Genomic DNA, 21,886 nt, shown 5'->3' with positions numbered 1-21,886 from the left:
GATTAATAAAAAAGCAGGTTTAATTACCCTGATTTGAAATTGTAATGTCCATCACAGTTCCATATGTCGTAGCGAAAAAATCCATATCTTCACCAGTTCCGACCTGACACTTTCTGCCGGTATCTCGTAATTTCAGTTAACGAATTTCGCTGTTGAGGCAGGAAACTATGACATCTATAAATGACTCTACCCTTATGCCCGCTGCGCTGCGCGATACCCGACGCATGAACCAGTTTGTTTCTGTTGCGGCTGCCGTAGCCGGCTTACTGTTCGGACTGGATATCGGCGTTATCGCCGGCGCACTGCCCTTTATTACCGACCACTTCACGCTGAGTAACCGCCTTCAGGAGTGGGTGGTGAGCAGCATGATGCTGGGTGCAGCCATCGGCGCGCTGTTTAACGGCTGGCTCTCGTTCCGTCTCGGGCGTAAATACAGCCTGATGGTCGGGGCGATCCTGTTCGTTGCCGGCTCTATCGGCTCGGCGTTTGCCACCAACGTTGAAGTGCTGCTGCTCTCCCGCGTGCTGCTGGGCGTGGCGGTGGGCATCGCGTCCTACACCGCACCGCTGTACCTCTCCGAAATGGCGAGCGAGAACGTGCGCGGTAAAATGATCAGCATGTACCAGCTGATGGTGACGCTCGGGATCGTGCTGGCGTTCCTGTCGGACACTTACTTCAGCTACAGCGGCAACTGGCGGGCAATGCTTGGCGTACTGGCGCTGCCTGCGCTGGTGCTGATTGTGTTAGTTATTTTCCTGCCGAACAGCCCGCGCTGGCTGGCGCAAAAGGGGCGTCACGTGGAGGCGGAAGAGGTGCTGCGCATGCTGCGCGACACGTCCGAAAAAGCGCGTGAAGAGCTGAACGAGATCCGCGAAAGCTTGAAGCTGAAGCAGGGCGGCTGGTCGCTCTTCCGGGCTAACCGCAACGTGCGCCGTGCGGTGTTCCTCGGCATGCTGCTGCAGGCGATGCAGCAGTTCACCGGTATGAACATCATCATGTACTATGCGCCGCGCATCTTCAAAATGGCCGGTTTCACCACGACCGAGCAGCAGATGATCGCCACGCTGGTGGTGGGACTGACCTTTATGTTCGCGACCTTTATCGCGGTGTTCACCGTTGATAAGGCCGGACGCAAACCGGCGCTGAAAATTGGTTTTAGCGTGATGGCGCTCGGCACGCTGATCTTAGGCTACTGCCTGATGCAGTTCGATAACGGCACGGCGTCCAGCGGCCTCTCCTGGCTCTCCGTTGGCATGACCATGATGTGCATTGCCGGTTATGCAATGAGCGCCGCCCCGGTGGTGTGGATCCTGTGCTCTGAAATTCAGCCGCTGAAATGCCGCGACTTTGGCATTACCTGTTCCACCACCACCAACTGGGTGTCGAACATGATCATCGGTGCGACCTTCCTGACGCTGCTGGATGCGATTGGCGCGGCGGGCACCTTCTGGCTCTATACGGTGCTGAACGTGGCGTTTATCGGAGTGACCTTCTGGCTGATCCCGGAAACCAAAGGCGTGACGCTGGAGCATATTGAACGCAGGCTGATGAGCGGGGAGAAACTGCGTAATATCGGCGTGTGATTTATCCCCCTCACCGTGACCCTCTCCCCAAGGGGCTGAGGGTTCCCCACAAAACAATGCCTGCACGGAGGACCCCCTCTCCCTTGAGGGAGAGGGCTGGGGTGAGGGGGAACATATGGCTGTTGAGGTAATTCCGTTCACTTTATGTTCCTTGCTACTCTGTAACGACATGACCGGTGAACGTGCCAGGGTGGCTCAGTCGCCACCACCCTGGCGACCCGGGCTCCCGGCGGTAAATCGCCGCTTCGCGGTGCCCTCGGCTTATTCCTTCCGGCTTATCGGGTACGGGCGGAGGCAACGTCCCTGTAAATTCCGCCCTCTCGGCGCATCCCTGCGCCTCGCCCCGGCCTGCAGGAAACGCCTCAGCGATTTACAGCCGGACCAGGGCATCGCTGACAGCCCTCAGTCATTCAGAAAGCAACATTATTGCTTCTGCTTAAAAAATTACTGGGGATCCCTCGGCCCCAAGGGGAGAGGGAACTGTCCGGTGCGGTAGACGGCCTTAGCGCATCGCGCGTCTCAAAATACGCTCTGCCTGACGCTGGAAGTCCACGGCAGCCTCTTCAACGGTTTTCTGTCCGTAGTCGATATACTGCAACGAGGTGCCGAACTGCGCCACAATCTGCGGGTCGTCAAAGTAAGGTGAGACGGTGAGTTTTGCAGGCAGCGACTGCGCCAGACGCAGGCCCGCCACGGAAGGATCGTCCTCTTTGATGGTGCCGTCTTCGGTCAGATACTGCACCGCCACCTTGCTCAGCGGTACGCCGCGCTCCAGACCCAGCGTATCCACTCCCTCCTTGCTGTTCAGCAGAAAGTTAATCAGCTTCGCTGCCGCTTCCGGGTTTTTGGTTGATTTCCCGATCGACAGCATCTGCGCCGGTTTGAAGAACAGGCCCGCGTCGGTGGCGCCCGGCAGCATGGGGTAGCTGCCCAGCACCAGCTTCGCCGGTGGCTTCAGGTTGTCGGAATATTTGTTAATCGTGGAGTTCCACATGTAGGTGCCGCCCCATTCGCCCTGGATCCACGGCTTCATCTCATACATGTTGCTCTTGCCGAACGAGGCATAGTATTTGGTGTCCGGCATCACGTGGCTGTCGATCAGCTTTTTGTAGGTCTGGAAGAACTCCACCCACTGCGCTTTGGTGTAGCTGAACTTTTTGGTTTTCTCGTCCACGGCGGGGATGTTGTACTTCTGGATCATGTACGAGTTCAGCAGCGCCAGCGTATCCTGGTGCTCCAGAATGACCGGGTAGTACTGCTTGCCGAGCTTGCTTTCGAAGGTCTTACCGGCAGCCATCAGCTCGTCCCAGGTTTTCGGGTAGGCAATGCCCGCTTTTTTCCAGGTCTCGTCGTTGAAGTAGAACACGCGCGCGGTCACCGAAATCGGAATGCCGTTGAGTTTGCCGTTAACGGTGGTGGTTTGCAGCTCTTTCGGATCGAACTGCGACAGGTCGATAACGTCCTTCATCTTGTTCAGATCGTAGAAGCCGTCACCGGTTTTGGAGAAGATCGGCAGCCAGTTCCAGTTAGTCTGCATCACGTCAGGCTCGGTGCCGCCCGCAATCTGGGTCGTCAGGCGGGAGAGATGGCCGTCCCAGCCGGTATACTCGGCCTTCACGTTAATGTCCGGGTTCTGCTTATGGAACTCTTCCAGCGCTTTCAGGGTGACCTGGTGACGGCCATTGCCGCCCCACCAGGACATCCGTAGATCCACGTTCTGCGCCATCGATGGCAAAGCGGTAAGGCCCAGGGTGGCGGAGATTGCTGCGCTTAAAAGCACTTTTTTCATTTTTATCACTCCATCAGAGAGAGAGGTTCTGTTCGGTTTTAGCGTCAAAAATATGACATTTGTTCATATCAAACGTGAAATACACCTGACGGTGAAGGCCTTTATCAATCATTGGCTTAGCTTCATCGGAAGGGATTCGGGCGGTCAGTTCGTAGTCCGCGACCTTCAGGTAGACAAAAAATTCGTGGCCCATATTCTCAACGCGCACCATCTCGCCGCTGCAGCCGCCTTCCGGGAACGGCGCGTCGGAGAGCGATACAAACTCCGGGCGCACGCCGTAGAAAATTTCCTGGCCGACGTAATCTGAGACCTTCTCCTGCTGTTCCGCGCTTAGCGGCATGGTTTCATCGCCGATGGCGATGTGCAGCTGCCCCGCTTTTTCCACCAGCACGCTCCTGCGGATGTTCATCTCCGGCGCGCCGATGAAGCCCGCCACGAACATGTTCTTCGGCTTGTGGTAAAGGTTGTCCGGCGTATCAACCTGCATGATGTGGCCGAGCTTCATCACGCAGATGCGGTCGCCCATGGTCATCGCTTCGGTCTGGTCGTGGGTGACGTACACGGTGGTCGCCGGTTTGCCGGATTTCTTCAGCTGCTTGTGCAGGTCGGAGATGCGGATACGCATTGAGGCGCGCAGCTTGGCGTCGAGGTTGGAGAGCGGCTCGTCGAACAGGAAAACGTCCGGCTTTTTCACAATCGCGCGGCCGACCGCCACGCGCTGCGCCTGGCCGCCGGAGAGCTGGCGCGGCAGGCGGTCCAGCAGCTCTTCCAGCTCCAGAATTTTGGCGGCTTCATTCACCTGGGCCTCGATCCGATCTTTCGGCAGCTTGCTCAGCTTGAGGCCAAAGGCCAGATTCTCGCGCACCGTCATGTGCGGGTAGAGCGCATAGTTCTGGAACACCATCGCAATCCCGCGCTCTTTCGGCGCGAGGTTGTTCACAATCCTGTCGCCGATTCGCACTTCGCCGCCGCTGATGGTTTCCAGCCCCGCCAGCATGCGCAGGGTGGTGGATTTGGCGCAGCCGGATGGCCCCACGATCACCATGAATTCTCCTTCAGCGATCTTAAGATCGATAGCGTGCACCGCTTTAAAACCGTTGGAGTAGACCTTTTCCAGCTTGTTGAAAATAACTTCAGCCATGTTTTTTCCCTCTTAACCTTTAATTCCGCTGCTGGTGACGCCCTGTACGAAGTAGCGCTGTGCCAGGAAGAAGACAATGATGGATGGCAAAATGGAGATGCTCGCCATTGCCAGAATTTCGTTCCACGGCGCGCCTTCGGTGACGTCGATAGACATTTTCAGCGCCAGTGCAATTGGGTATTTATCCACGCTATAGACGTAAATCAGCGGCCCGATAAAGTCGTTCATGGACCACATGAACTGGAACAGGGCGACGGAGATAATGGCCGGTTTCAGGATCGGCACCACCACGTACCACAGCACCTGAATGGAGTTGCAGCCGTCAATCTGTGCGGCTTCTTCCATGTCGCGCGGCACGCCGCGCAGGAACTGGATCAGCATGAAGACGAAGAACCCCTGCGTGGCGAAGGCCAGCGGCAGGTACAGCGGCATGTAGCTGTTCAGCATGCCCATTTCACGGAACATCAGGTACTGCGGGATAAGCAGCACGGTGCTGGGCAGCAGCATGGTGGTGATGAGCGTGGCGAACCAGAATTTCTTCCACGGGATTTCGAAGCGCGCAAAGCCATACGCCACGATGGTGGAGGAGATAATGGTCAGGATCACCTTCGGGATCACGTACTTAAAGGTGTTCAGCATGTAATGGCCGAAGTTGTACTCGGTTCCGGTTTTCCAGCCGTTCACAAAGCCATCCCAGGTGGCGTGCGCGGGCCACAGGCTGAGGGTGGTAAAGATCTCGTGGTTCGGCTTGAACGACGCCGAGAACATCCACACCAGCGGGTAGAGCATCAGCAGGCCGACAAACAGCAGGATCGCATAGCGAATACTGGCGTTGATTTTCTCTCTGCGCAGCGTGCGGGCCACTTCGCGTTCGGCAACGCCGCGTGCCGTGGAGAGTTGTTGAATATCAGCCATTTTTGCCTCCTTTATCGGCGGAGTAGAACACCCAGTATTTCGACGACTTAAAGGCGATACCGGCAAAGACGGCCACCACCAGGAACAGGACCCACGCCAGCGCCGCGCCGTAACCCATATCGAAATACTTGAACGCGGTATCGTAGATATAGAGCGAGAACAGGTAGGTCGAGTAGGTCGGTCCGCCGCCAGTGATGACGTATGGCCCGGTAAATTCCTGGAACGCCTGCGTGGTCTGCATGATGAAGTTGAAGAAGATCACCGGCGTAATCAGCGGCACGGTCACCTTCATGAACATTTGCCATTTTGAGGCACCGTCGATCATTGCCGCTTCATACTGGGACTGCGGGACGTTTTGCAGCGCGGCCAGGAAGATGACCATCGCGGAGCCAAACTGCCAGACGCGCAGCAGGGTAACGGACATCAGCGCCAGCGACGGTTCGCCCAGCCAGTTCACCGGGTCGAAACCAAATACGCCAATAAAGCTGTTCAGCAGACCGTCTATCGCAAATAAGGCGCGCCACAATACGGCAATGGCGACGGAGCTGCCGAGGATCGACGGAATATAGTAGGCGGTGCGGAAAAAGCCGATGCCGCGTAATTTAAAGTTCAGAACAAAGGCAATACCTAATGCAAACGCGAGCTTTAGCGGAATAGTTAAAAATACGTAGGCAAAGGTCACACCCATGGATTTCCAGAAGAGCGTGTCCTCGGTAAACATGTAGCGATAGTTTTCAATGCCGTTAAACACCGGCGGGCTCATCAAATCGTAATCCGTAAAGCTGAGGAAAAACGAAGAGACAAAGGGGAATGCCGTAAAGAGTATCAACCCGATAATGTAGGGTGATATCCACGCGAGCCCCAGCAGCTTGTTTTCATTCATATATACCTACCTGGCAATCAATGGTTTAAAACGGAATCTGCTCTGTTACATCTCCCCAGGCCTTATTTGTGAGGCATAGGGGCTGAAATTCAGGGTGCTGCTTCTGGCAATAACGTAATGAGATTTTGTTTTTTAACGCTTTTTTGGTGTGATGCTTGCTTCGGACGCCTCGGGTTTCAAAAGAGGCGAACCGGTGTTCTTGAATATTAAAACGTCGTTTTATTTTATATTATTGCGATTTGTTTCCGCGTCATTCGCTTAATGATGGAAATGTGATCGGTGTCGAAACGGTGTTTCAATATAGTGAGGTGGGTGGCATTTTTGACGTTTTTCCGCGCGGTTGCCGCAGACGATGGAGAGAGGGGGAACGGCGCTTAAGTGAAGCCAAACATGGCTATAGTCACGGTAGGTGGCTAACTACCAAATCTGATAGCAGGTCTACAGATGTACCATTTCGGCATTCAGATAATTCTTACTTTCTTGTATGATTCGGTAAACCGGAACCTGTCAGGCAGAATTTCACTGCATCATTAGAAGAAGAACAGTTATGTCAGCAATGGATTTCAAAAAACATACGGATCTCGATTTTCCTCAATACGCTCCCCCGGCGGTAACCGCTAAAGAAATAGATCTTCTGGGCCTGCTGGACGTTCTGCTGGCGGCAAAAAAACGAATCATCACCATCGCGTTCGCATTTGCGCTGGTCGGTCTCGCTATCGCCTTTCTGATGCCGCAAAAATGGACCAGTAAAGCGGTGATCACCCCGGCGGAACAGACGCAGTGGAGCTCGCTGCGCCAGATGATGGTTGCGCTACAGGTGCTTGACGTGGACGTGAAGGTCTCTCGCTCGGACGTGTTTAATCAGTTTATCAAAAAGTTTCAGTCGCAGTCCCTGCTCGAAGAGTATATGAAGAGCTCACCGTACGTGATGGCTCAGCTCGATGGCGCCCAGGTTGACCCGCTGGAGCTGCACCGTGCGGTGGTCAGCATCTCCGAAAAAATGAAGGCAACCGATAACACCCTGGAAAAAAATGCCGATAAAGCGCCGTACCTCTCCTGGACGTTGAGCTTTACCGCCCCAACGGCGGAAGACGCGCAGAAGGTTCTGGACGGGTACATTCACTACATCTCCGGCATCGTTGAGCAGGAGACCATGCAGAACATCCGCGATCAGCTGCTTCTGAAAACCCGAACGGTGGAGCAGCAGCTGGAGCTGGATCGCGTGCGGTTGACCAATATCCACAATACGAACCTGCAGCGCCTGAACTACTCGCTGGAGGTAGCGAACGCGGCGGGGATCAAAAAGCCGGTGTACAGCAACGGACAGGCGGTAAAAGACGATCCGGATTACTCCGTCGCCCTCGGCGCGGACGGGATTGCCCAGAAGCTCCAGATCGAGAAAAATCTGAAGGACGTTTCCGAGCTGAATGCCGATTTCCAGAACCGTGAATACTACCTGGCACAGCTGCAAAAGCTGTCCTTCAAGGATGTGAGCGTTGAGCCATTCAAGTATCAGCTCTCTCCATCAATGCCGGTGAAAAAAGATGGCCCGGGCAAAGCCCTGATCGTTCTTCTGGCGGGTATGCTGGGTGGACTGTTTGCCTGCGGCAGCGTGCTGCTGCGCGAGGCAATGAGCGCCCGCACTCCGCTGCCGGCGCCGCTTTCTGAGGCGGTAACGGAATAACGTCCAAAAGAGGCGCTCACCGGGCGCCTTTTTTTATTTCAGGAAATCTTCGCGCACCGGCGTAAAGGTATCCAGCAGCGTGCCGGGCTTCAGGCAGACGCAGCCGTGCATTACGTGCGGTTCTTTATAGAGCGTGTCGCCCGCCGTCACCACGTGCTTCTCTTCGCCAATCGTAAACTCAAACTCGCCCGAGAGAACGTAGGTGAGCTGCTCATGATGATGGTTGTGCATCGGGCCAATCGCCCCCTGTTCAAAATTCACCTCCACGGCCATCATCTTGCCGTCGTGCGCCAGAATACGACGCGTCACGCCATTCCCCAGATCCTCAAGCGTGGTCTCTTTATGGAATATAAACATCTCTTTGCCCCGTTAAGTAATGAAACATTGTTTCATTTAACTTATCTCAGCCGTGGATAAAAGGAAACGGTTAGCCAAATAACTGGAAAGGCGATCACAAGTTTGCTTCACTGGGTGAAACGAACGGGAGGAAAAATGAAAACGATCGGTCTGTTAGGGGGAATGAGCTGGGAATCAACCATCCCGTACTACCGCCTGATTAATGAGGGCGTTAAGCAGCGTCTGGGCGGGCTGCATTCTGCCAGCCTGCTGCTGCACAGCGTGGATTTCCACGACATAGAGGCCTGCCAGTCCAGCGGGGAGTGGGACAAGGCCGGGGAAATGTTGGCCAACGCCGCGCTCGGGCTGGAGCGGGCGGGAGCGCAGGGGATTTTGCTGTGTACCAACACCATGCACAAGGTGGCGTCGCACATTGAAAACCGCTGCTCGCTGCCGTTTTTACATATCGCGGATGCCACCGGGCGCGCCATTGTTGCCGCCGGCATGTCGCGCGTGGCGCTGCTGGGCACGCGCTATACCATGGAGCAGGATTTTTATCGTGGGCGGCTGAGCAGTCAGTTCGGCATTGAAAGCCTGATCCCGGACGAGGCTGACCGGGCGCGCATTAACCAGATTATTTTTGACGAGCTCTGCCTGGGCACCTTCAGCGAACGCTCCCGCGCCTATTATGTCAGCGTCATCGAAAAGCTGGCGCAGCAGGGGGCGGAAGGGGCGATCTTCGGCTGTACCGAAATCGGCCTGCTGGTGCCGGCCGCGCAAAGCCCGATCCCGGTATTCGATACCGCCGCCATTCATGCCGCCGATGCGGTGGAGTTTATGCTGTCAGAGGACGTTTTGCAGGTCAGGTAAACGAAGCGCCACCTGGCGGGCATGGGCGATTAAATGGTCGGTAAACGCCTCTACCAGCGCAGATGCCGGACGGTGCAGCGGGCGGATCAGGCTCACGGTAAACGGAACGGAAACGCTAAACCGGCGCAGGACAACCCCGCTGCTGGCGTAATCCATGGCCGTAAGCGGGTTTACCACTGAAATACCGACGCCCGCGCGCACCATCGCGCAGATCGAGGCGGCGCTGTGCGTCTCCACCACCATCCGCCGCTTCACCTGATGTTCGGCAAACAGGCCGTCCAGCAGCTGCCGGTAGCTGTCGGTCTGCGACAGGCTTATGTAGTTCTCACCGTGAAAATCCGCCGGGGTCAGCACCGCTTTGCGGGCAAGCGGGTGGCTGGTGGGCAGTACGCAGACCTCATCCAGCGACAGCAGCTCCGTGCGTTCCGTACCCGCTGGCGTGACGAGGGTTTCGGTCAGACCTAAATCGTGGCGCTGGGCTGATAGCCACTCTTCCAGCAGAGGCGACTCCTGCGGCACGATGGTAAGACTGACCTGCGGGTAGCGGGCCAGAAACGGCGCTAACAGCACCGGCAGAAACGACTGGGAAAAGACCGGCAGGCAGACGATGGACAGCTCGCCCTGGCGGAACTCCCTCAGGCTTTCCGCCGCGCTCACGATCCTGTCCAGTCCGTACCAGGAGCGCTGCACCTCCTCAAACAGACGCAGCCCCTGAACCGTTGGATGCAGCCTGCCGCGCGCGCGCTCAAACAGCTTCAGGCCCAGCACTTTCTCAAAGCGGGCCAGCTCGCGGCTGACCGTTGGCTGCGAGGTATGCAGCATCTGTGCGGCTTCGGTGAGGTTGCCGGTGGTCATCACCGCATGGAAAATCTCGATATGGCGTAGGTTAACGGCGGGCATAGGGCACCTGATGGCTGAGCGTTATCCATATCATTTTTGCATAGACTCACGATAAAACGATATTTTTTATTCCCTTCAGGCTGTGGCGTAATGACAAAAACACAGCTTTACGGAGACTACCATGCCGCGCCCGCTCAACCAGACCGATACCGATTTAAACGCCGATAACCTGCTGCGCCTGCCTGCCGAATTTGGCTGCCCGGTGTGGGTCTACGACGCGCAGATTGTCCGCGAGAAGATCGCCGCGCTGCATCAGTTTGACGTGGTGCGCTTTGCGCAGAAGGCCTGCTCCAATATTCACATCCTGCGCCTGATGCACGAGCAGGGCGTTAAGGTTGACTCCGTATCGCTGGGTGAAATCGAGCGCGCGCTGGCGGCCGGGTTTGATCCACAGGCCGACAGCGACGCGATCGTCTTTACCGCCGACCTGATTGACGACGCCACGCTGGCGCGCGTGCACGAGCTGCAGATTCCGGTCAACGCCGGCTCGGTGGATATGCTGGAACAGCTTGGTCAGGTTTCCCCTGGCCATCGCGTCTGGCTGCGCATTAATCCGGGCTTTGGTCACGGTCACAGCCAGAAAACCAACACCGGGGGCGAAAACAGCAAGCACGGGATCTGGTATGCCGATATGCCCGCCGCCCTTGAGGTATTGCAGCGCTATAACCTGAAGCTGGTGGGGATCCACATGCATATCGGTTCCGGCGTTGATTACGGACATCTTGAGCAGGTCTGCGGCGCGATGGTGCGCCAGGTTATCGACTTTGGTCAGGATCTGGAGGCGATCTCCGCCGGTGGCGGTCTCTCGATCCCCTACCGCGAAGGGGAAGAGGCGATCGACACGGATCACTATTACGGGCTGTGGAGCGCCGCGCGCGACAGCATCGCCGCCCATCTGGGCCATCCGGTGAAGCTGGAAATTGAGCCGGGTCGATTCCTGGTTGCCGAAGCCGGGGTGCTGGTGGCGCAGGTGCGTAGCGTGAAGGAGATGGGAAGGCGTCACTTTGTACTGATTGATGCAGGCTTCAACGACCTGATGCGTCCGTCCATGTACGGCAGCTATCACCATATTACGGCGCTGGCCGCCGATGGCCGCGATCTGGTCAACGCGCCGCGCATCGAGACCGTGGTTGCCGGCCCGCTGTGTGAATCCGGTGACGTCTTTACCCAGCAGGAGGGCGGCAAAGTGGAGACCCGTTCGCTGCCCGAGGTGAAGCCGGGAGATTACCTGGTGCTGCACGATACCGGCGCGTACGGCGCGTCGATGTCGTCAAACTACAACAGCCGCCCGCTGCTGCCGGAAGTGCTGTTTGATAACGGCGCGGCGCGGCTGATTCGCCGTCGCCAGACCATTCAGGAGCTGCTGGCCTTAGAGCTGGTCTGATTAAACCAGGGGCCCGTTGTCACGGAGTCGCGCAACACCAGCGTGCCGGTGAACGGTGGGATGGCCTCTACCGGCTGGTTTTTTGCCAGCCGGATCGCCTGGTCGATGGCCGTGACGATCATGCTGTCGATCGGCAGATACACCGACGACAGCGCCGGCTCCAGCCACTTCGCGCTGGGGGCGTCGTCAAAGCCAAACAGCGAAATATCCTGCGGGATCTTAAGCCCGGCCTGGTGTAATGCTTTGGAGGCGCCAAGCGCCATATCATCGTTACAGGCAAACAGGGCGCTAAACGGCGTTTTCTCTGCAATCAGCTCTTTGCACAGCTCGTAGCCCCGCGTCATTCCTGCATCGCCGTATTTAATCCGCCGCTCGTCCAGGCGAATGCCGTGCTTCTCCAGCGCCTTCCGGTAGCCCATCAGCCGCGCCTTGCCCGTCGGGGTGTGGATCGGAACGGTGATACAGGCGATCTCCCGGTGGCCCTGGCCTATCAGGTAATCCACCGCCTTGAAGGCCGCATCCTGCTGTTCGAAGAAGACGCAGCGGTCTGCCGCCTGGCTCACTTCACGGTTGATGATCACCAGCGGCGTCTGCACGCTGTCGATCAGCTTCAGGATCGTCTTTTCACTCATGTAGCGGGTGTACAGCACGATGGCGTCGCACTTGCGGTCGGCGAGCATCTGCACCGCCTGTTCTTCCTGTTCTGGCGCATCGTGGCCGTCGGTGACGATCAGCTGTTTTCCGTGCGTTTCGGTCTGCCGCGACGCCTGCTGAAGCAGCCGGCCAAAGTAAAAACCGTCAAAGGTCGAGACCACCAGACCAATGCTGTTGCTGGTCTGGTTAGCCAGCGAGCGGGCGAGAAAGTTCGGACGATAGCCCAGCTCCTCCATCGCACGGAATACCTGCTGACGCGTACTCTCTTTAACCTGACCCGTGCCGTTCAGCACGCGCGAAACGGTGGCCTTCGACACGCCCGCACGCAGTGAGACATCCAGCATTGTTGCCATTCGAAATTCCTGCTTCCACGTAATGGTGTGCAGTTTAACACAGACCATCCGGCGCATAAGCGACGCGGGGCAGGCAAAACCCCATAACGATCACGCTTTTCGGTAACGATCCGCGCCTGCGGGATAAACGTCTGCAAGTGGTATACCAAAATGGTGATAAATCACTATCTGGGATACCTGTGGCGTCGTTGGGAGCTTAATCACAGAACAAAGCGCCTACGGAAGCTATTTTTGGCATACCAATAGTATCCGGCTGTACTCCTTATCCAATAAAAGCCCTTTTACTGAGGTATCACCCTATGGCATTTCAGGAAAAACTGATCGACGCTCTGGGCAGTTTTGCCACCACGTTCAACAGCTATCGCTACATTATGGCGATCAAGTCTGCGTTTATTACCTTAATGCCGGTCATCATTGTGGGGGCGTTCTCGGTACTGATCTCCAATATGGTGCTGGATCCGAAAAACGGCCTTGCGAGCTTCGAATTCCTGTCGTTTCTCGCGGCGCTAAAGCCGATCACCAGCGCGCTCAACTACGCTACCCTGAACTTCCTCAACATCGGCGCGGTGTTTTTAATTGGCATTGAGCTTGGGCGTATCAACGGCATTAAGTCCCTGTTTCCCGGCCTGCTGGCGGTGATCTGCTTTATCTGCGTGACGCCAACGACGGTAGAAATGCTGGTGGACGGAGAGATGCACGTGGTGAAAGACGTGCTGCTGCGCCAGTTCTCGGATACCCGCAGCCTGTTCCTCGGCATGTTTATCGCCATCCTGTCGGTGGAGATCTACTGCTGGCTGGAAAACCGTAACGGCCTGAAGATCAGGATGCCGGACACCGTGCCGCCGAACGTCGCCGCATCGTTCTCCGCCCTGATCCCGGCGATTATCACCACCACCGCCATTGCCACCTTCGGCTTCGTGTTCCATCAAATTACCGGTATGTACCTCTACGACGCGGTGTACCAGGTGGTGCAACAGCCGCTGGAGCGCGTGGTGCAGAGCCTGCCGGGGATCCTGCTGCTGATGTTTGTCGCCCAGCTGTTCTGGGTGATCGGCATTCACGGCAACCAGATGATCAAGCCGATCCGCGAGCCGCTGCTGCTGGGAGCCATTACCGTTAACATGAGCGCGTTCGAGCAGGGCAAAGAGGTGCCGAACATCATCACCATGCCGTTCTGGGACGTTTATATGAGCATCGGCGGCTCCGGCCTCACCATCGGCCTGCTGATTGCGGTCATGATTGCCACCAAACGTAAGGAGATGAAGGAGATCGCCAAGCTGTCCATCGGCCCTGGGATTTTTAACATCAACGAGCCGGTGATTTTCGGTATGCCAATCATGCTCAACCCGATCCTCGCCATTCCGTTCATCATCACGCCGCTGGTAACGGGAACTATCGGTTACTTTGCCACCGTGACCGGATTCGCCGGGAAAGCCGTGGTGATGGTGCCCTGGACCACGCCGCCGCTGATCAACGCCTGGCTGTCCACCGCGGGCTCCATGGGCGCGGTAGTCACCCAGCTTATCTGCATCGTGACCGCGGTCCTTATCTATCTGCCGTTTGTGAAGATCGCCTCACGCCGGGCAGAGCAGGCCGCGCTGCAACAAGCCACCGATAACGCATGAGGATGTGATGAGTACAAAACAGATAGCTATACCGCAGGATTTTATGCTGGGCGCGGCGGCATCGGCCTGGCAGACCGAGGGCTGGAGCGGCAAAAAGCCGGGGCAGGATTCGTGGATCGATCTCTGGTACAAAAACGATCGTCACGTCTGGCACAACGGCTACGGTCCGGCGGTGGCAACCGATTTTATCAACCGCTTTCGCGAAGACGTGGCGCTGATGAAGCAGGCGGGGCTGACGCACTACCGGACCTCAATTAACTGGTCGCGCTTTTTGACCGACTACGAAAACGCGACGGTAGACGAAGAGTACGCCGCGTATTACGACGCGCTGTTCGATGAAATGCACCGCCAGGGCATTGAGCCAATGATCTGCCTGGAGCACTACGAACTGCCTGGCGTGCTGCTGGAGAGCTACGGCGGCTGGGCGTCAAAGCACGTCGTCGACCTGTTTGTCCGCTATGCGGAAAAGGTGCTGGAGCGCTATCACCGGAAAGTCACCCGCTGGTTTACCTTCAACGAGCCGATTGTCGTCCAGATGCGGGTCTACCTCGACGCGCTGCGCTGGCCGTACGAGCAGAACACCGGTACCTGGATGCAGTGGAATCACCATAAGGTGCTGGCGACGGCCAAAGTCGTGAAGCTGTTTCGCGAGAAGGGGTATGGCGGCTCGGTGGGCTGTATTCTCAACCCAGAGGTGACCTATCCGCGCTCCCGCGCGCCGCATGACGTTCGGGCGGCGGAAAAGTACGATCTGTTCTATAACCGGGTCTTTCTCGATCCGCTGGTGCACGGGCGCTATCCCGCAGAGCTTTTTACCCTGCTGGAGCAGCATCAGGTGCCGTGGGACTATACCGCCGACGAGCTGGCGCTGATTGCCAACAACACCGTCGACGAGCTGGGCATCAACCTTTATTACCCGCACCGCGTTAAAGCGCCATCCCGCGCCTGGCATCCGGAGACGCCGTTCCACCCGGCGTACTACTACGAGCCGTTCGAGCTGCCCGGACGGCGGATGAACGCCTCCCGCGGCTGGGAGATCTACCCGCGCATCATTTACGACATGGCGATGCGGATCAAAAACGACTATCGCAACATCGACTGGTTTGTGGCGGAAAGCGGAATGGGCGTGGAGAACGAAGCGCAGTTCCGCAATCGAGACGGCGTTATTGATGACGGCTACCGCATCGCGTTTATCGGCGAACATCTCTACTACACGCTGCTGGCGCGGGAGGAGGGGGCGAACTGTCGCGGCTATATGCTCTGGGCCTTCACCGATAACGTCTCGCCGATGAACGCGTTTAAAAACCGCTACGGGTTAATCGAGATCGACCTTGATAACCATCGCGCCCGGCGGGCCAAAAAATCGGCGTCCTGGTTCCGTCAGCTGCGCGATGAGCGCGTGCTTACGCTCAGGGTTGACGATGAATGGAAGTAAGCCTTCTGGTAAAATAGCGCACAAACTGGCCGGGAGGACGCCCGGCCCGCGCATTAACTGAAAAACACAGGTGAAAACGTGGATAAGGCTGTCATCCTGCCGGAAAAAAAACAGTACCAGGAAATTGGCGAGGATCTGCGGGCGCAAATTATCCAGGGGCACTATCCCGTTGGATCGCGCCTGCCGCCGGAGCGCAATATTGCCGAAACCTATGGCGTCAGCCGCACCATCGTGCGCGAGGCGCTGCTGATGCTTGAGCTTCAGGGGACGGTAGATATTCGCCAGGGGTCTGGCGTTTACGTGATGCGCATCCCGGAGGAGCACGAAAACGAGGAAGAGCGTTTTCTGAACAGCGACGTCGGTCCGTTTGAAATTCTCCAGGCGCGCCAGCTGCTCGAAAGCAACATTGCTGCCTTTGCCGCAAAAATGGCGACGCGCGCCGACATTGATAACCTGCGCCGCATCATCGAGCAGGAGCAGCGGGCGATTGCCACCGACGACCGCAGCCAGGACAACAACAAGATGTTTCACCTGGTGCTGGCGGGAGCCACGCAAAACCAGATGCTGCTGGCGACCGTGGAGAGCGTCTGGCACCACATGGACAGCAGCCCGCTATGGCAGCAGTTTAACGGACACATCGCCAGCCGCGCCTGGCGCCTGAAGTGGCTTGGCGACAGGCAAACCATCCTTGCCGCGCTCCGCCGTCGCGACGTGATGGGCGCCTGGCAGGCGATGTTCCAGCATCTTGAAAACGTCAAAAAGAGCCTGCTTGAGCTGTCGGACGAAGACGCGCCGGATTTTGACGGCTTTCTCTTCGAATCAGTACCCATTTTCCAGGGGAAGCTGGTGTGACTATTCTGCCGCTTTACGCTGCGCCGCAGTTCACGGAGCAGGTTATCGACTGGATATGGGCCGCCTTTGGCGAGGGGCTGCCGCGAGGGTTTTTCCAGAGCATTGTTGAGCACAGCAGGATGCCGGGCGCGCTACCTCTCACCTTTATTGCGGTTGAAAACAACCGCCTGCTTGGCACCGTTGGGCTGTGGCGTTGCGATTTGATCTCCCGGCAGGATCTTTACCCGTGGCTGGCCGCGCTGTATGTCGATGAGGCCGCCCGGGGAAAAGGACTGGCGGGAAAACTTCAGGAACACGTCATTGGTTATGCCCGATGCGCCGGGTATCAGGAGCTTAATCTCTGGTCCGCCTGCCGCGACTTCTACGAACGTTACGGCTGGCGCTACATCGGCGATGCGCTGGAATACCCGGATAAAACCGTCCATCTCTATCGCTATTCGCTCGATGCGTCCGCGGGCGGCACCACCGAGTGACGGCGCACCAGGGTCGGGCTGAACAGATGCGTAATGTCCGGTGGCGGGCGATGCTCGGCCAGCGCTAACGCCAGCTCCGCCGCCTGCGTTGCCATGGTCACAATCGGATAGCGAACGGTGGTCAGGCGAGGGCGAACGTAGCGGGACACCAGCACATCATCAAAGCCAATCAGCGAAATTTCTGCCGGAACGTCTATCCCGTTATCATTTAGCACGCCCATCGCGCCTGCGGCCATGGAATCGTTATAGCTGGCAACGGCGGTGAAATTTCGCCCGCGGCCCAGCAGCTCCGTCATCGCCTGCTCGCCGCCGCTCTCATCGGGTTCACCGTAGGCCACAAGACGATCGTTGCACGGCAAACCGGCCTCGCGCAGCGCGTCGTAATAGCCCTGGAGGCGATCTTCCGCATCGGAGATCGGGTGGTTCGAGCACAGATAGCCGATTCGGGTATGGCCCTGCTGGATAAGATGGCGGGTAGCGAGCCATGCGCCATAACGGTCATCGAGCGCCACGCAGCGCGTTTCAAAACCGGGAATAATACGGTTGATAATCACCATTCCCGGCATTTGTTTCATCAGGTGAATCAGCTCGGCATCGGGGATCATTTTGGCATGAACCACCAGCGCTGCGCAGCGGTGGCGGATCAGCTGCTCGATGGCTTGGCGCTCTTTTTGTTCGTTGTGGTAGCCATTGCCAATCAGCAGAAAATTACCGGTGTGATACGAGACTTGCTCCACGGCTTTGACCATCGCGCCAAAAAAAGGGTCGGACACGTCGCCCACCACCAGCCCGATGGTTTCCGTTGACTGCTGGGCGAGGGCGCGCGCGTTGGCGTTAGGGTGATAATTCAGGTTTTCCATGGCGTCCTGAACGGCCTGGCGCGATGCGTCACTGGCTTTAGGAGAGTTGTTGATCACGCGGGAGACGGTCGCGACGGACACGCCGGCCAGACGAGCCACATCCTTAATTGTCGCCATTTAACACCTTCTTATTGGGGTAAGCGTTTACACACTACCTAGTGTTGCGGAAAAGCGGCGCGCATTCAAGGGGAGCGGGCTAGCGCAGTCCACAAACGTGATGCAGAACATCCCTCACCGTGTAATCGTTACACGGCCAGTCATGTCTGAATAATGACAGTCTGAACCTTTAGTTACACTTTGCCTCAGGCTGTTGCGATTGTCCGTTAGCGCCGAAGCACCGCGAATTGATAGAGTCGAGATCCCAGAGGTATTGATAGGTGGAATCAGCTTCGGTTGATTAACACGATTTACACCAGCCTGCGTTCTACGCAGGTTTTTTTTTGCCTGTAAGTTCAACCTGTAACAGCAAAAGAGAATATTCACACCTGGTTGCACTTAGGCTCATTCCCTTGCGTTTTCCCGCTGGCGAAGCCGGCCGCCTGGAGCCACAATCAAGATCCCAGAGGTATTGATTGGTGAGAATTCTTAGTACGTTTTCGTACTCTTCTCTTGCACCAACCTGCGCGGATGCGCAGGTTTTTTTTCGTCTCTGCTTTTGCTATCGCTCCCTTACTACTTCTCGTGTAATCTGCCACCATTTATACCTTTCACACTGGCTGGCAAAGGGAGTTGAAATGCTTTTTGGGTTCTTCCGTACGCTGTTTCGTGTCCTGTTTCGCATCCGCGTAACGGGCGACGCGCAGGCACTCTATGGCGAGCGTGTTCTCATCACGCCGAATCACGTTTCGTTTCTTGATGGCGTACTGCTGGCGCTGTTTTTGCCCGTACGGCCCGTTTTCGCGGTATACAGCTCCATCAGTGAAAAATGGTACATGCGTTGGCTGAAGCCGCTCATCGACTTTGTGCCGCTGGATCCCACCAAGCCGATGATGATTAAACATCTGGTGCGTCTGGTTGAGCAGGGGCGTCCGGTGGTCATTTTTCCTGAGGGACGGATTTCAGTGACGGGCTCGCTGATGAAAATTTACGACGGAGCCGGTTTTGTCGCGGCGAAGTCCCGGGCCACCGTGGTGCCGATGCGCATTGATGGCGCCGAGTTGACCAGGTTCAGCCGTCTGAAAGGGCTGGTGAAGCAGCGCCTGTTCCCGAAAATTACGCTGCATATTTTGCCGCCAACCTCACTGCCGATGCCCGAGGCACCCCGCGCGCGCGACCGTCGTAAAATCGCCGGTGAAATGCTGCACCAGATTATGATGGAAGCGCGCATGGCCGTTCGCCCGCGCGAAACGCTGTATGAATCGTTGTTGTCGGCCCAGTACCGCTATGGCGCAAAGAAAAACTGCATTGAAGATATCAACTTCACGCCGGATACCTACCGCAAGCTGCTGACCAAAACGCTGTTCGTCGGGCGTATTCTTGAGAAGTACAGCCAGCAGGGTGAAAAGATTGGCCTGATGCTGCCGAATGCCGCCATCAGCGCGGCGGTGATTTTCGGCGCCGTTTCCCGGGGCCGTATTCCGGCGATGATGAACTACACGGCGGGCGTGAAAGGGCTCTCCAGCGCGATTACCGCTGCACAGATCAACACCGTCTTTACCTCCCGCCAGTTCCTGGATAAGGGCAAACTGTGGCACCTGCCGGAGCAGCTTACGCAGGTGCGCTGGGTGTTCCTGGAAGATCTTAAAGCAGACGTTACCACCGCCGATAAGCTGTGGATTTTTGCGCACCTGCTGATGCCGCGTCTGGCGCAGGTGAAACAGCAGCCGGAAGATGATGCCATCATCCTCTTTACCTCAGGCTCTGAAGGTAACCCGAAAGGCGTGGTTCACAGCCACAAAAGCATTCTGGCTAACGTCGAACAGATTAAAACCATTGCCGACTTTACCGCCAGCGATCGCTTTATGTCGGCGCTGCCGCTGTTCCACTCGTTTGGTCTGACCGTCGGTCTCTTCACGCCGCTGCTGACCGGTGCCGAAGTGTTCCTCTACCCAAGCCCGCTGCACTACCGCATCGTGCCGGAGCTGGTCTATGACCGTAACTGTACCGTGCTGTTCGGTACGTCCACCTTCCTCGGTAACTACGCGCGCTTCGCCAACCCGTATGATTTCTTCCGGGTGCGCTACGTGGTAGCTGGGGCGGAAAAATTACAGGACAGCACCCGTCAGATCTGGCAGGACAAGTTTGGCCTGCGCATTCTGGAAGGCTATGGCGTAACCGAGTGTGCGCCGGTGGTATCGATCAACGTACCGATGGCGGCAAAACCGGGTACGGTAGGCCGCATTCTGCCGGGGCTGGACGCGCGCCTGCTGGCGGTGCCGGGCATTGAGGACGGCGGTCGCCTGCAGCTTAAAGGGCCGAACGTCATGAACGGCTATCTGCGTGTGGAAAACCCGGGCGTGCTCGAAGCGCCGACGGCCGAGAACGTCGATGGCGAGACTGAAACGGGCTGGTACGACACGGGTGATATTGTTCGCTTCGACGAACAGGGCTTTGTACAGATCCAGGGGCGCGCAAAACGCTTCGCCAAGATTGCCGGTGAAATGGTCTCTCTTGAAATGGTGGAAACGCTGGCGACCGCGGTCTCTGCCGAAAAAATGCACGCGACCGTGGTGAAGAGCGATGCCAGCAAGGGCGAGGCGCTGGTGCTCTTTACCACCGACGGCGAGCTGAAGCGTGACGCGCTGCTTAAGTACGCCCGCGAACACGGTATTCCCGAACTGGCGGTGCCGCGCGATATTCGTTACCTCAAACAGCTTCCGGTGCTGGGCAGCGGTAAACCCGATTTCGTGACCCTTAAGGGCATGGTTGAAGAGGCGGAACAGCAAAATGCGTGAGTCAGTACACACTAACACTTCTATCTGGTCGAAAGGCATGATGGCGGTTATTGCCGCCCAGTTCCTGTCCGCGTTCGGCGACAACGCGCTGCTGTTTGCCACGCTGGCGCTGCTGAAGGCTGAGTTTTATCCCGACTGGAGCCAGCCGATCCTGCAGATGGTGTTTGTGGGTGCTTACATCGTATTTGCGCCGTTTGTCGGTCAGGTGGCGGATAGCTTCCCGAAAGGCCGAGTAATGATGTTTGCCAACAGCCTAAAGCTGCTGGGGGCGGCAAGTATCTGCTTCGGTATCAATCCGTTTGTCGGCTACACGCTGGTGGGCATTGGCGCGGCGGCCTACTCGCCGGCGAAATACGGCATTCTGGGGGAGCTGACCACCGGCGATAAGCTGGTGAAGGCCAACGGCTTGATGGAGTCCTCCACCATTGCGGCGATTCTGCTGGGATCGGTGGCGGGAGGCGTGCTGGCAGACTGGCATGTCCTTGCCGCGCTGGGCATCTGTGCCCTGATGTACGGTGGCGCGGTGATCGCCAACCTGTTTATCCCCAGGCTGGCGGTGGCGCGTCCAGGGCAATCCTGGCGCTTCGGGCCTATGACCGGCAGCTTCTTCACTGCCTGCCGCGTGCTGTGGCGTAACGGTGAAACGCGCTTCTCGCTGATGGGCACCAGCATGTTCTGGGGGGCCGGCGTCACGCTGCGTTTTCTGCTGGTGCTGTGGGTCCCGGTAGCGCTGGGCATTACCGATAACGCCACGCCAACTTACCTGAATGCCATGGTCGCCGTCGGGATTGTTGTCGGGGCAGGGGCAGCGGCGAAGCTGGTCACCCTTGAAACCGTCGCGCGCTGCATGCCTGCGGGGATCCTCATCGGCGCTGGCGTTCTCTTCTTCTCCCTGCAACATGCCCTGTTGCCTGCCTATGCCCTGCTGTTACTGATCGGCATCCTGGGCGGCTTCTTTGTGGTGCCGCTGAATGCGCTCTTGCAGGAGCGCGGCAAGCAGACCGTTGGGGCGGGCAACGCCATCGCGGTGCAAAACCTCGGGGAAAACATGGCGATGCTGCTGATGCTTGGCGTTTACTCGCTGGCGGTAAAAGCGGGCGCACCGGTGGTGGCCATTGGCGTGGGGTTTGGCGCGCTGTTTGCGCTGGCGATCGCGGGGCTGTGGATCTGGCAGCGCCGCCGCTGATCTGTGCGGTCTGATGCCCTCGACCAGACCCTCTCCCGCCGGGAGAGGGTGAAAACACAACAAACGGCA

General features: G+C 57.4%; 18 protein-coding genes. 10 read left to right on the top strand and 8 right to left on the bottom strand.

Translation table 11 applies throughout. From position 1 onward, the window contains the following. Nucleotides 1-167: 167 nt before the first annotated feature. On the top strand, nt 168-1,583 hold the full coding sequence (locus OWK27_RS14580; protein ID WP_148418600.1) for a sugar porter family MFS transporter: 1,416 nt from the start codon (nt 168-170) through the stop codon (nt 1,581-1,583). Between the two features lie 502 nt (nt 1,584-2,085). Here the strand turns inward: OWK27_RS14580 and OWK27_RS14575 are convergent. Genes OWK27_RS14575 through OWK27_RS14560 form a run of 4 tightly spaced genes read right to left on the bottom strand, consistent with a single transcriptional unit; the run spans nt 2,086 to nt 6,311 of the window. After that, nucleotides 2,086-3,372 (bottom strand): ABC transporter substrate-binding protein, encoded by a 1,287-nt coding sequence (locus tag OWK27_RS14575; protein WP_267590652.1) that lies wholly within the window; start codon nt 3,370-3,372, stop codon nt 2,086-2,088. 13 nt (nt 3,373-3,385) lie between these two features. After that, a complete protein-coding gene (locus tag OWK27_RS14570; protein ID WP_267590651.1) occupies nt 3,386-4,513 on the bottom strand; it encodes an ABC transporter ATP-binding protein in 1,128 nt (375 codons plus the stop codon). Nucleotides 4,514-4,525: 12 nt separating this feature from the next. Next, nucleotides 4,526-5,428, bottom strand: coding sequence for a carbohydrate ABC transporter permease (locus OWK27_RS14565; protein WP_148418606.1), 903 nt, complete (start codon nt 5,426-5,428; stop codon nt 4,526-4,528). Beyond that, nucleotides 5,421-6,311 carry a carbohydrate ABC transporter permease gene (locus OWK27_RS14560; RefSeq protein ID WP_006811834.1) on the bottom strand — a complete coding sequence of 297 codons (891 nt, stop codon included), beginning with the start codon at nt 6,309-6,311 and terminating at the stop codon, nt 5,421-5,423. The genes OWK27_RS14565 and OWK27_RS14560 overlap by 8 nt, the downstream gene beginning before the upstream one ends. Nucleotides 6,312-6,858: 547 nt before the next feature. Between OWK27_RS14560 and wzz(fepE) the strand changes: the two genes are divergently transcribed. Further along, nucleotides 6,859-7,995: an LPS O-antigen length regulator Wzz(fepE) gene (gene wzz(fepE) / locus OWK27_RS14555; RefSeq protein ID WP_148418608.1), complete on the top strand. Its 1,137-nt coding sequence runs from the start codon at nt 6,859-6,861 to the stop codon at nt 7,993-7,995. Between the two features lie 33 nt (nt 7,996-8,028). Here wzz(fepE) and OWK27_RS14550 read toward each other — a convergent pair whose 3' ends face one another. Further along, a complete protein-coding gene (locus tag OWK27_RS14550) occupies nt 8,029-8,352 on the bottom strand; it encodes a cupin domain-containing protein (RefSeq protein ID WP_148418610.1) in 324 nt (107 codons plus the stop codon). A gap of 135 nt (nt 8,353-8,487) precedes the next feature. Here OWK27_RS14550 and OWK27_RS14545 point away from each other — a divergent pair, with 135 nt between their 5' ends. Continuing rightward, the gene (locus OWK27_RS14545; protein WP_148418611.1) at nt 8,488-9,201 is read left to right on the top strand and encodes an aspartate/glutamate racemase; all 714 of its coding nucleotides are present in this window, start codon (nt 8,488-8,490) and stop codon (nt 9,199-9,201) included. Here the strand turns inward: OWK27_RS14545 and OWK27_RS14540 are convergent. Next, entirely contained in the window at nt 9,175-10,101 is a 927-nt protein-coding gene (locus tag OWK27_RS14540; RefSeq protein WP_267590650.1) for a LysR family transcriptional regulator, read from the bottom strand. The two genes, OWK27_RS14545 and OWK27_RS14540, sit on opposite strands and share 27 nt — an antisense overlap. Before the next feature lie 121 nt (nt 10,102-10,222). Between OWK27_RS14540 and lysA the strand changes: the two genes are divergently transcribed. Beyond that, nucleotides 10,223-11,485 carry a diaminopimelate decarboxylase gene (gene lysA / locus OWK27_RS14535; protein WP_267590649.1) on the top strand — a complete coding sequence of 421 codons (1,263 nt, stop codon included), beginning with the start codon at nt 10,223-10,225 and terminating at the stop codon, nt 11,483-11,485. On the opposite strand, the gene OWK27_RS14530 is transcribed toward lysA, so the two are convergent. After that, nucleotides 11,455-12,492, bottom strand: a complete 1,038-nt coding sequence (locus OWK27_RS14530; protein ID WP_176609567.1) for a LacI family DNA-binding transcriptional regulator — start codon at nt 12,490-12,492, stop codon at nt 11,455-11,457. The genes lysA and OWK27_RS14530 overlap by 31 nt on opposite strands. Before the next feature lie 299 nt (nt 12,493-12,791). On the opposite strand from OWK27_RS14530, the gene OWK27_RS14525 reads away from it, so the two are divergent. From OWK27_RS14525 to OWK27_RS14510, 4 genes are all read left to right on the top strand, one after another. Next, nucleotides 12,792-14,117: a PTS sugar transporter subunit IIC gene (locus tag OWK27_RS14525; protein WP_267590648.1), complete on the top strand. Its 1,326-nt coding sequence runs from the start codon at nt 12,792-12,794 to the stop codon at nt 14,115-14,117. Between the two features lie 7 nt (nt 14,118-14,124). Continuing rightward, nucleotides 14,125-15,552 (top strand): glycoside hydrolase family 1 protein, encoded by a 1,428-nt coding sequence (locus tag OWK27_RS14520; RefSeq protein ID WP_267590647.1) that lies wholly within the window; start codon nt 14,125-14,127, stop codon nt 15,550-15,552. Between the two features lie 78 nt (nt 15,553-15,630). Further along, nucleotides 15,631-16,404: a GntR family transcriptional regulator gene (locus OWK27_RS14515; protein WP_148418621.1), complete on the top strand. Its 774-nt coding sequence runs from the start codon at nt 15,631-15,633 to the stop codon at nt 16,402-16,404. Continuing rightward, nucleotides 16,401-16,877: a GNAT family N-acetyltransferase gene (locus OWK27_RS14510; RefSeq protein ID WP_267590646.1), complete on the top strand. Its 477-nt coding sequence runs from the start codon at nt 16,401-16,403 to the stop codon at nt 16,875-16,877. The genes OWK27_RS14515 and OWK27_RS14510 overlap by 4 nt, the downstream gene beginning before the upstream one ends. Here the strand turns inward: OWK27_RS14510 and galR are convergent. After that, nucleotides 16,838-17,854: an HTH-type transcriptional regulator GalR gene (gene galR / locus OWK27_RS14505; protein WP_148418625.1), complete on the bottom strand. Its 1,017-nt coding sequence runs from the start codon at nt 17,852-17,854 to the stop codon at nt 16,838-16,840. The genes OWK27_RS14510 and galR overlap by 40 nt on opposite strands. Before the next feature lie 617 nt (nt 17,855-18,471). On the opposite strand from galR, the gene aas reads away from it, so the two are divergent. Next, complete coding sequence (gene aas, locus OWK27_RS14500) at nt 18,472-20,631, top strand: bifunctional acyl-ACP--phospholipid O-acyltransferase/long-chain-fatty-acid--ACP ligase (RefSeq protein ID WP_267590645.1); 2,160 nt, start codon at nt 18,472-18,474, stop codon at nt 20,629-20,631. Continuing rightward, nucleotides 20,624-21,817: a lysophospholipid transporter LplT gene (gene lplT / locus OWK27_RS14495; protein ID WP_267590644.1), complete on the top strand. Its 1,194-nt coding sequence runs from the start codon at nt 20,624-20,626 to the stop codon at nt 21,815-21,817. Before aas ends, lplT begins: the two co-directional genes overlap by 8 nt. Nucleotides 21,818-21,886 lie beyond the last annotated feature (69 nt).

Origin of the sequence: Enterobacter cloacae complex sp. 2022EL-00788, assembly GCF_026627565.1 — a bacterium.
Classification (GTDB): Bacteria; Pseudomonadota; Gammaproteobacteria; order Enterobacterales; family Enterobacteriaceae; genus Enterobacter; species Enterobacter pasteurii.
The sequence above is the reverse complement of the archived record's forward strand: the minus strand, read 5'-3'. Positions and strand labels throughout refer to the sequence as shown.

What these genes read in the sequence shown, in the direction of transcription:
- OWK27_RS14580 (WP_148418600.1), top strand. Translation starts at nt 168, where the DNA reads ATGACATCTATAAATGACTCTACCCTTATGCCCGCTGCGCTGCGCGAT.
- OWK27_RS14575 (WP_267590652.1), bottom strand. Translation starts at nt 3,372, where the DNA reads ATGAAAAAAGTGCTTTTAAGCGCAGCAATCTCCGCCACCCTGGGCCTT.
- OWK27_RS14570 (WP_267590651.1), bottom strand. Translation starts at nt 4,513, where the DNA reads ATGGCTGAAGTTATTTTCAACAAGCTGGAAAAGGTCTACTCCAACGGT.
- OWK27_RS14565 (WP_148418606.1), bottom strand. Translation starts at nt 5,428, where the DNA reads ATGGCTGATATTCAACAACTCTCCACGGCACGCGGCGTTGCCGAACGC.
- OWK27_RS14560 (WP_006811834.1), bottom strand. Translation starts at nt 6,311, where the DNA reads ATGAATGAAAACAAGCTGCTGGGGCTCGCGTGGATATCACCCTACATT.
- OWK27_RS14550 (WP_148418610.1), bottom strand. Translation starts at nt 8,352, where the DNA reads ATGTTTATATTCCATAAAGAGACCACGCTTGAGGATCTGGGGAATGGC.
- OWK27_RS14545 (WP_148418611.1), top strand. Translation starts at nt 8,488, where the DNA reads ATGAAAACGATCGGTCTGTTAGGGGGAATGAGCTGGGAATCAACCATC.
- OWK27_RS14540 (WP_267590650.1), bottom strand. Translation starts at nt 10,101, where the DNA reads ATGCCCGCCGTTAACCTACGCCATATCGAGATTTTCCATGCGGTGATG.
- lysA (WP_267590649.1), top strand. Translation starts at nt 10,223, where the DNA reads ATGCCGCGCCCGCTCAACCAGACCGATACCGATTTAAACGCCGATAAC.
- OWK27_RS14530 (WP_176609567.1), bottom strand. Translation starts at nt 12,492, where the DNA reads ATGGCAACAATGCTGGATGTCTCACTGCGTGCGGGCGTGTCGAAGGCC.
- OWK27_RS14525 (WP_267590648.1), top strand. Translation starts at nt 12,792, where the DNA reads ATGGCATTTCAGGAAAAACTGATCGACGCTCTGGGCAGTTTTGCCACC.
- OWK27_RS14520 (WP_267590647.1), top strand. Translation starts at nt 14,125, where the DNA reads ATGAGTACAAAACAGATAGCTATACCGCAGGATTTTATGCTGGGCGCG.
- galR (WP_148418625.1), bottom strand. Translation starts at nt 17,854, where the DNA reads ATGGCGACAATTAAGGATGTGGCTCGTCTGGCCGGCGTGTCCGTCGCG.
- aas (WP_267590645.1), top strand. Translation starts at nt 18,472, where the DNA reads ATGCTTTTTGGGTTCTTCCGTACGCTGTTTCGTGTCCTGTTTCGCATC.
- lplT (WP_267590644.1), top strand. Translation starts at nt 20,624, where the DNA reads ATGCGTGAGTCAGTACACACTAACACTTCTATCTGGTCGAAAGGCATG.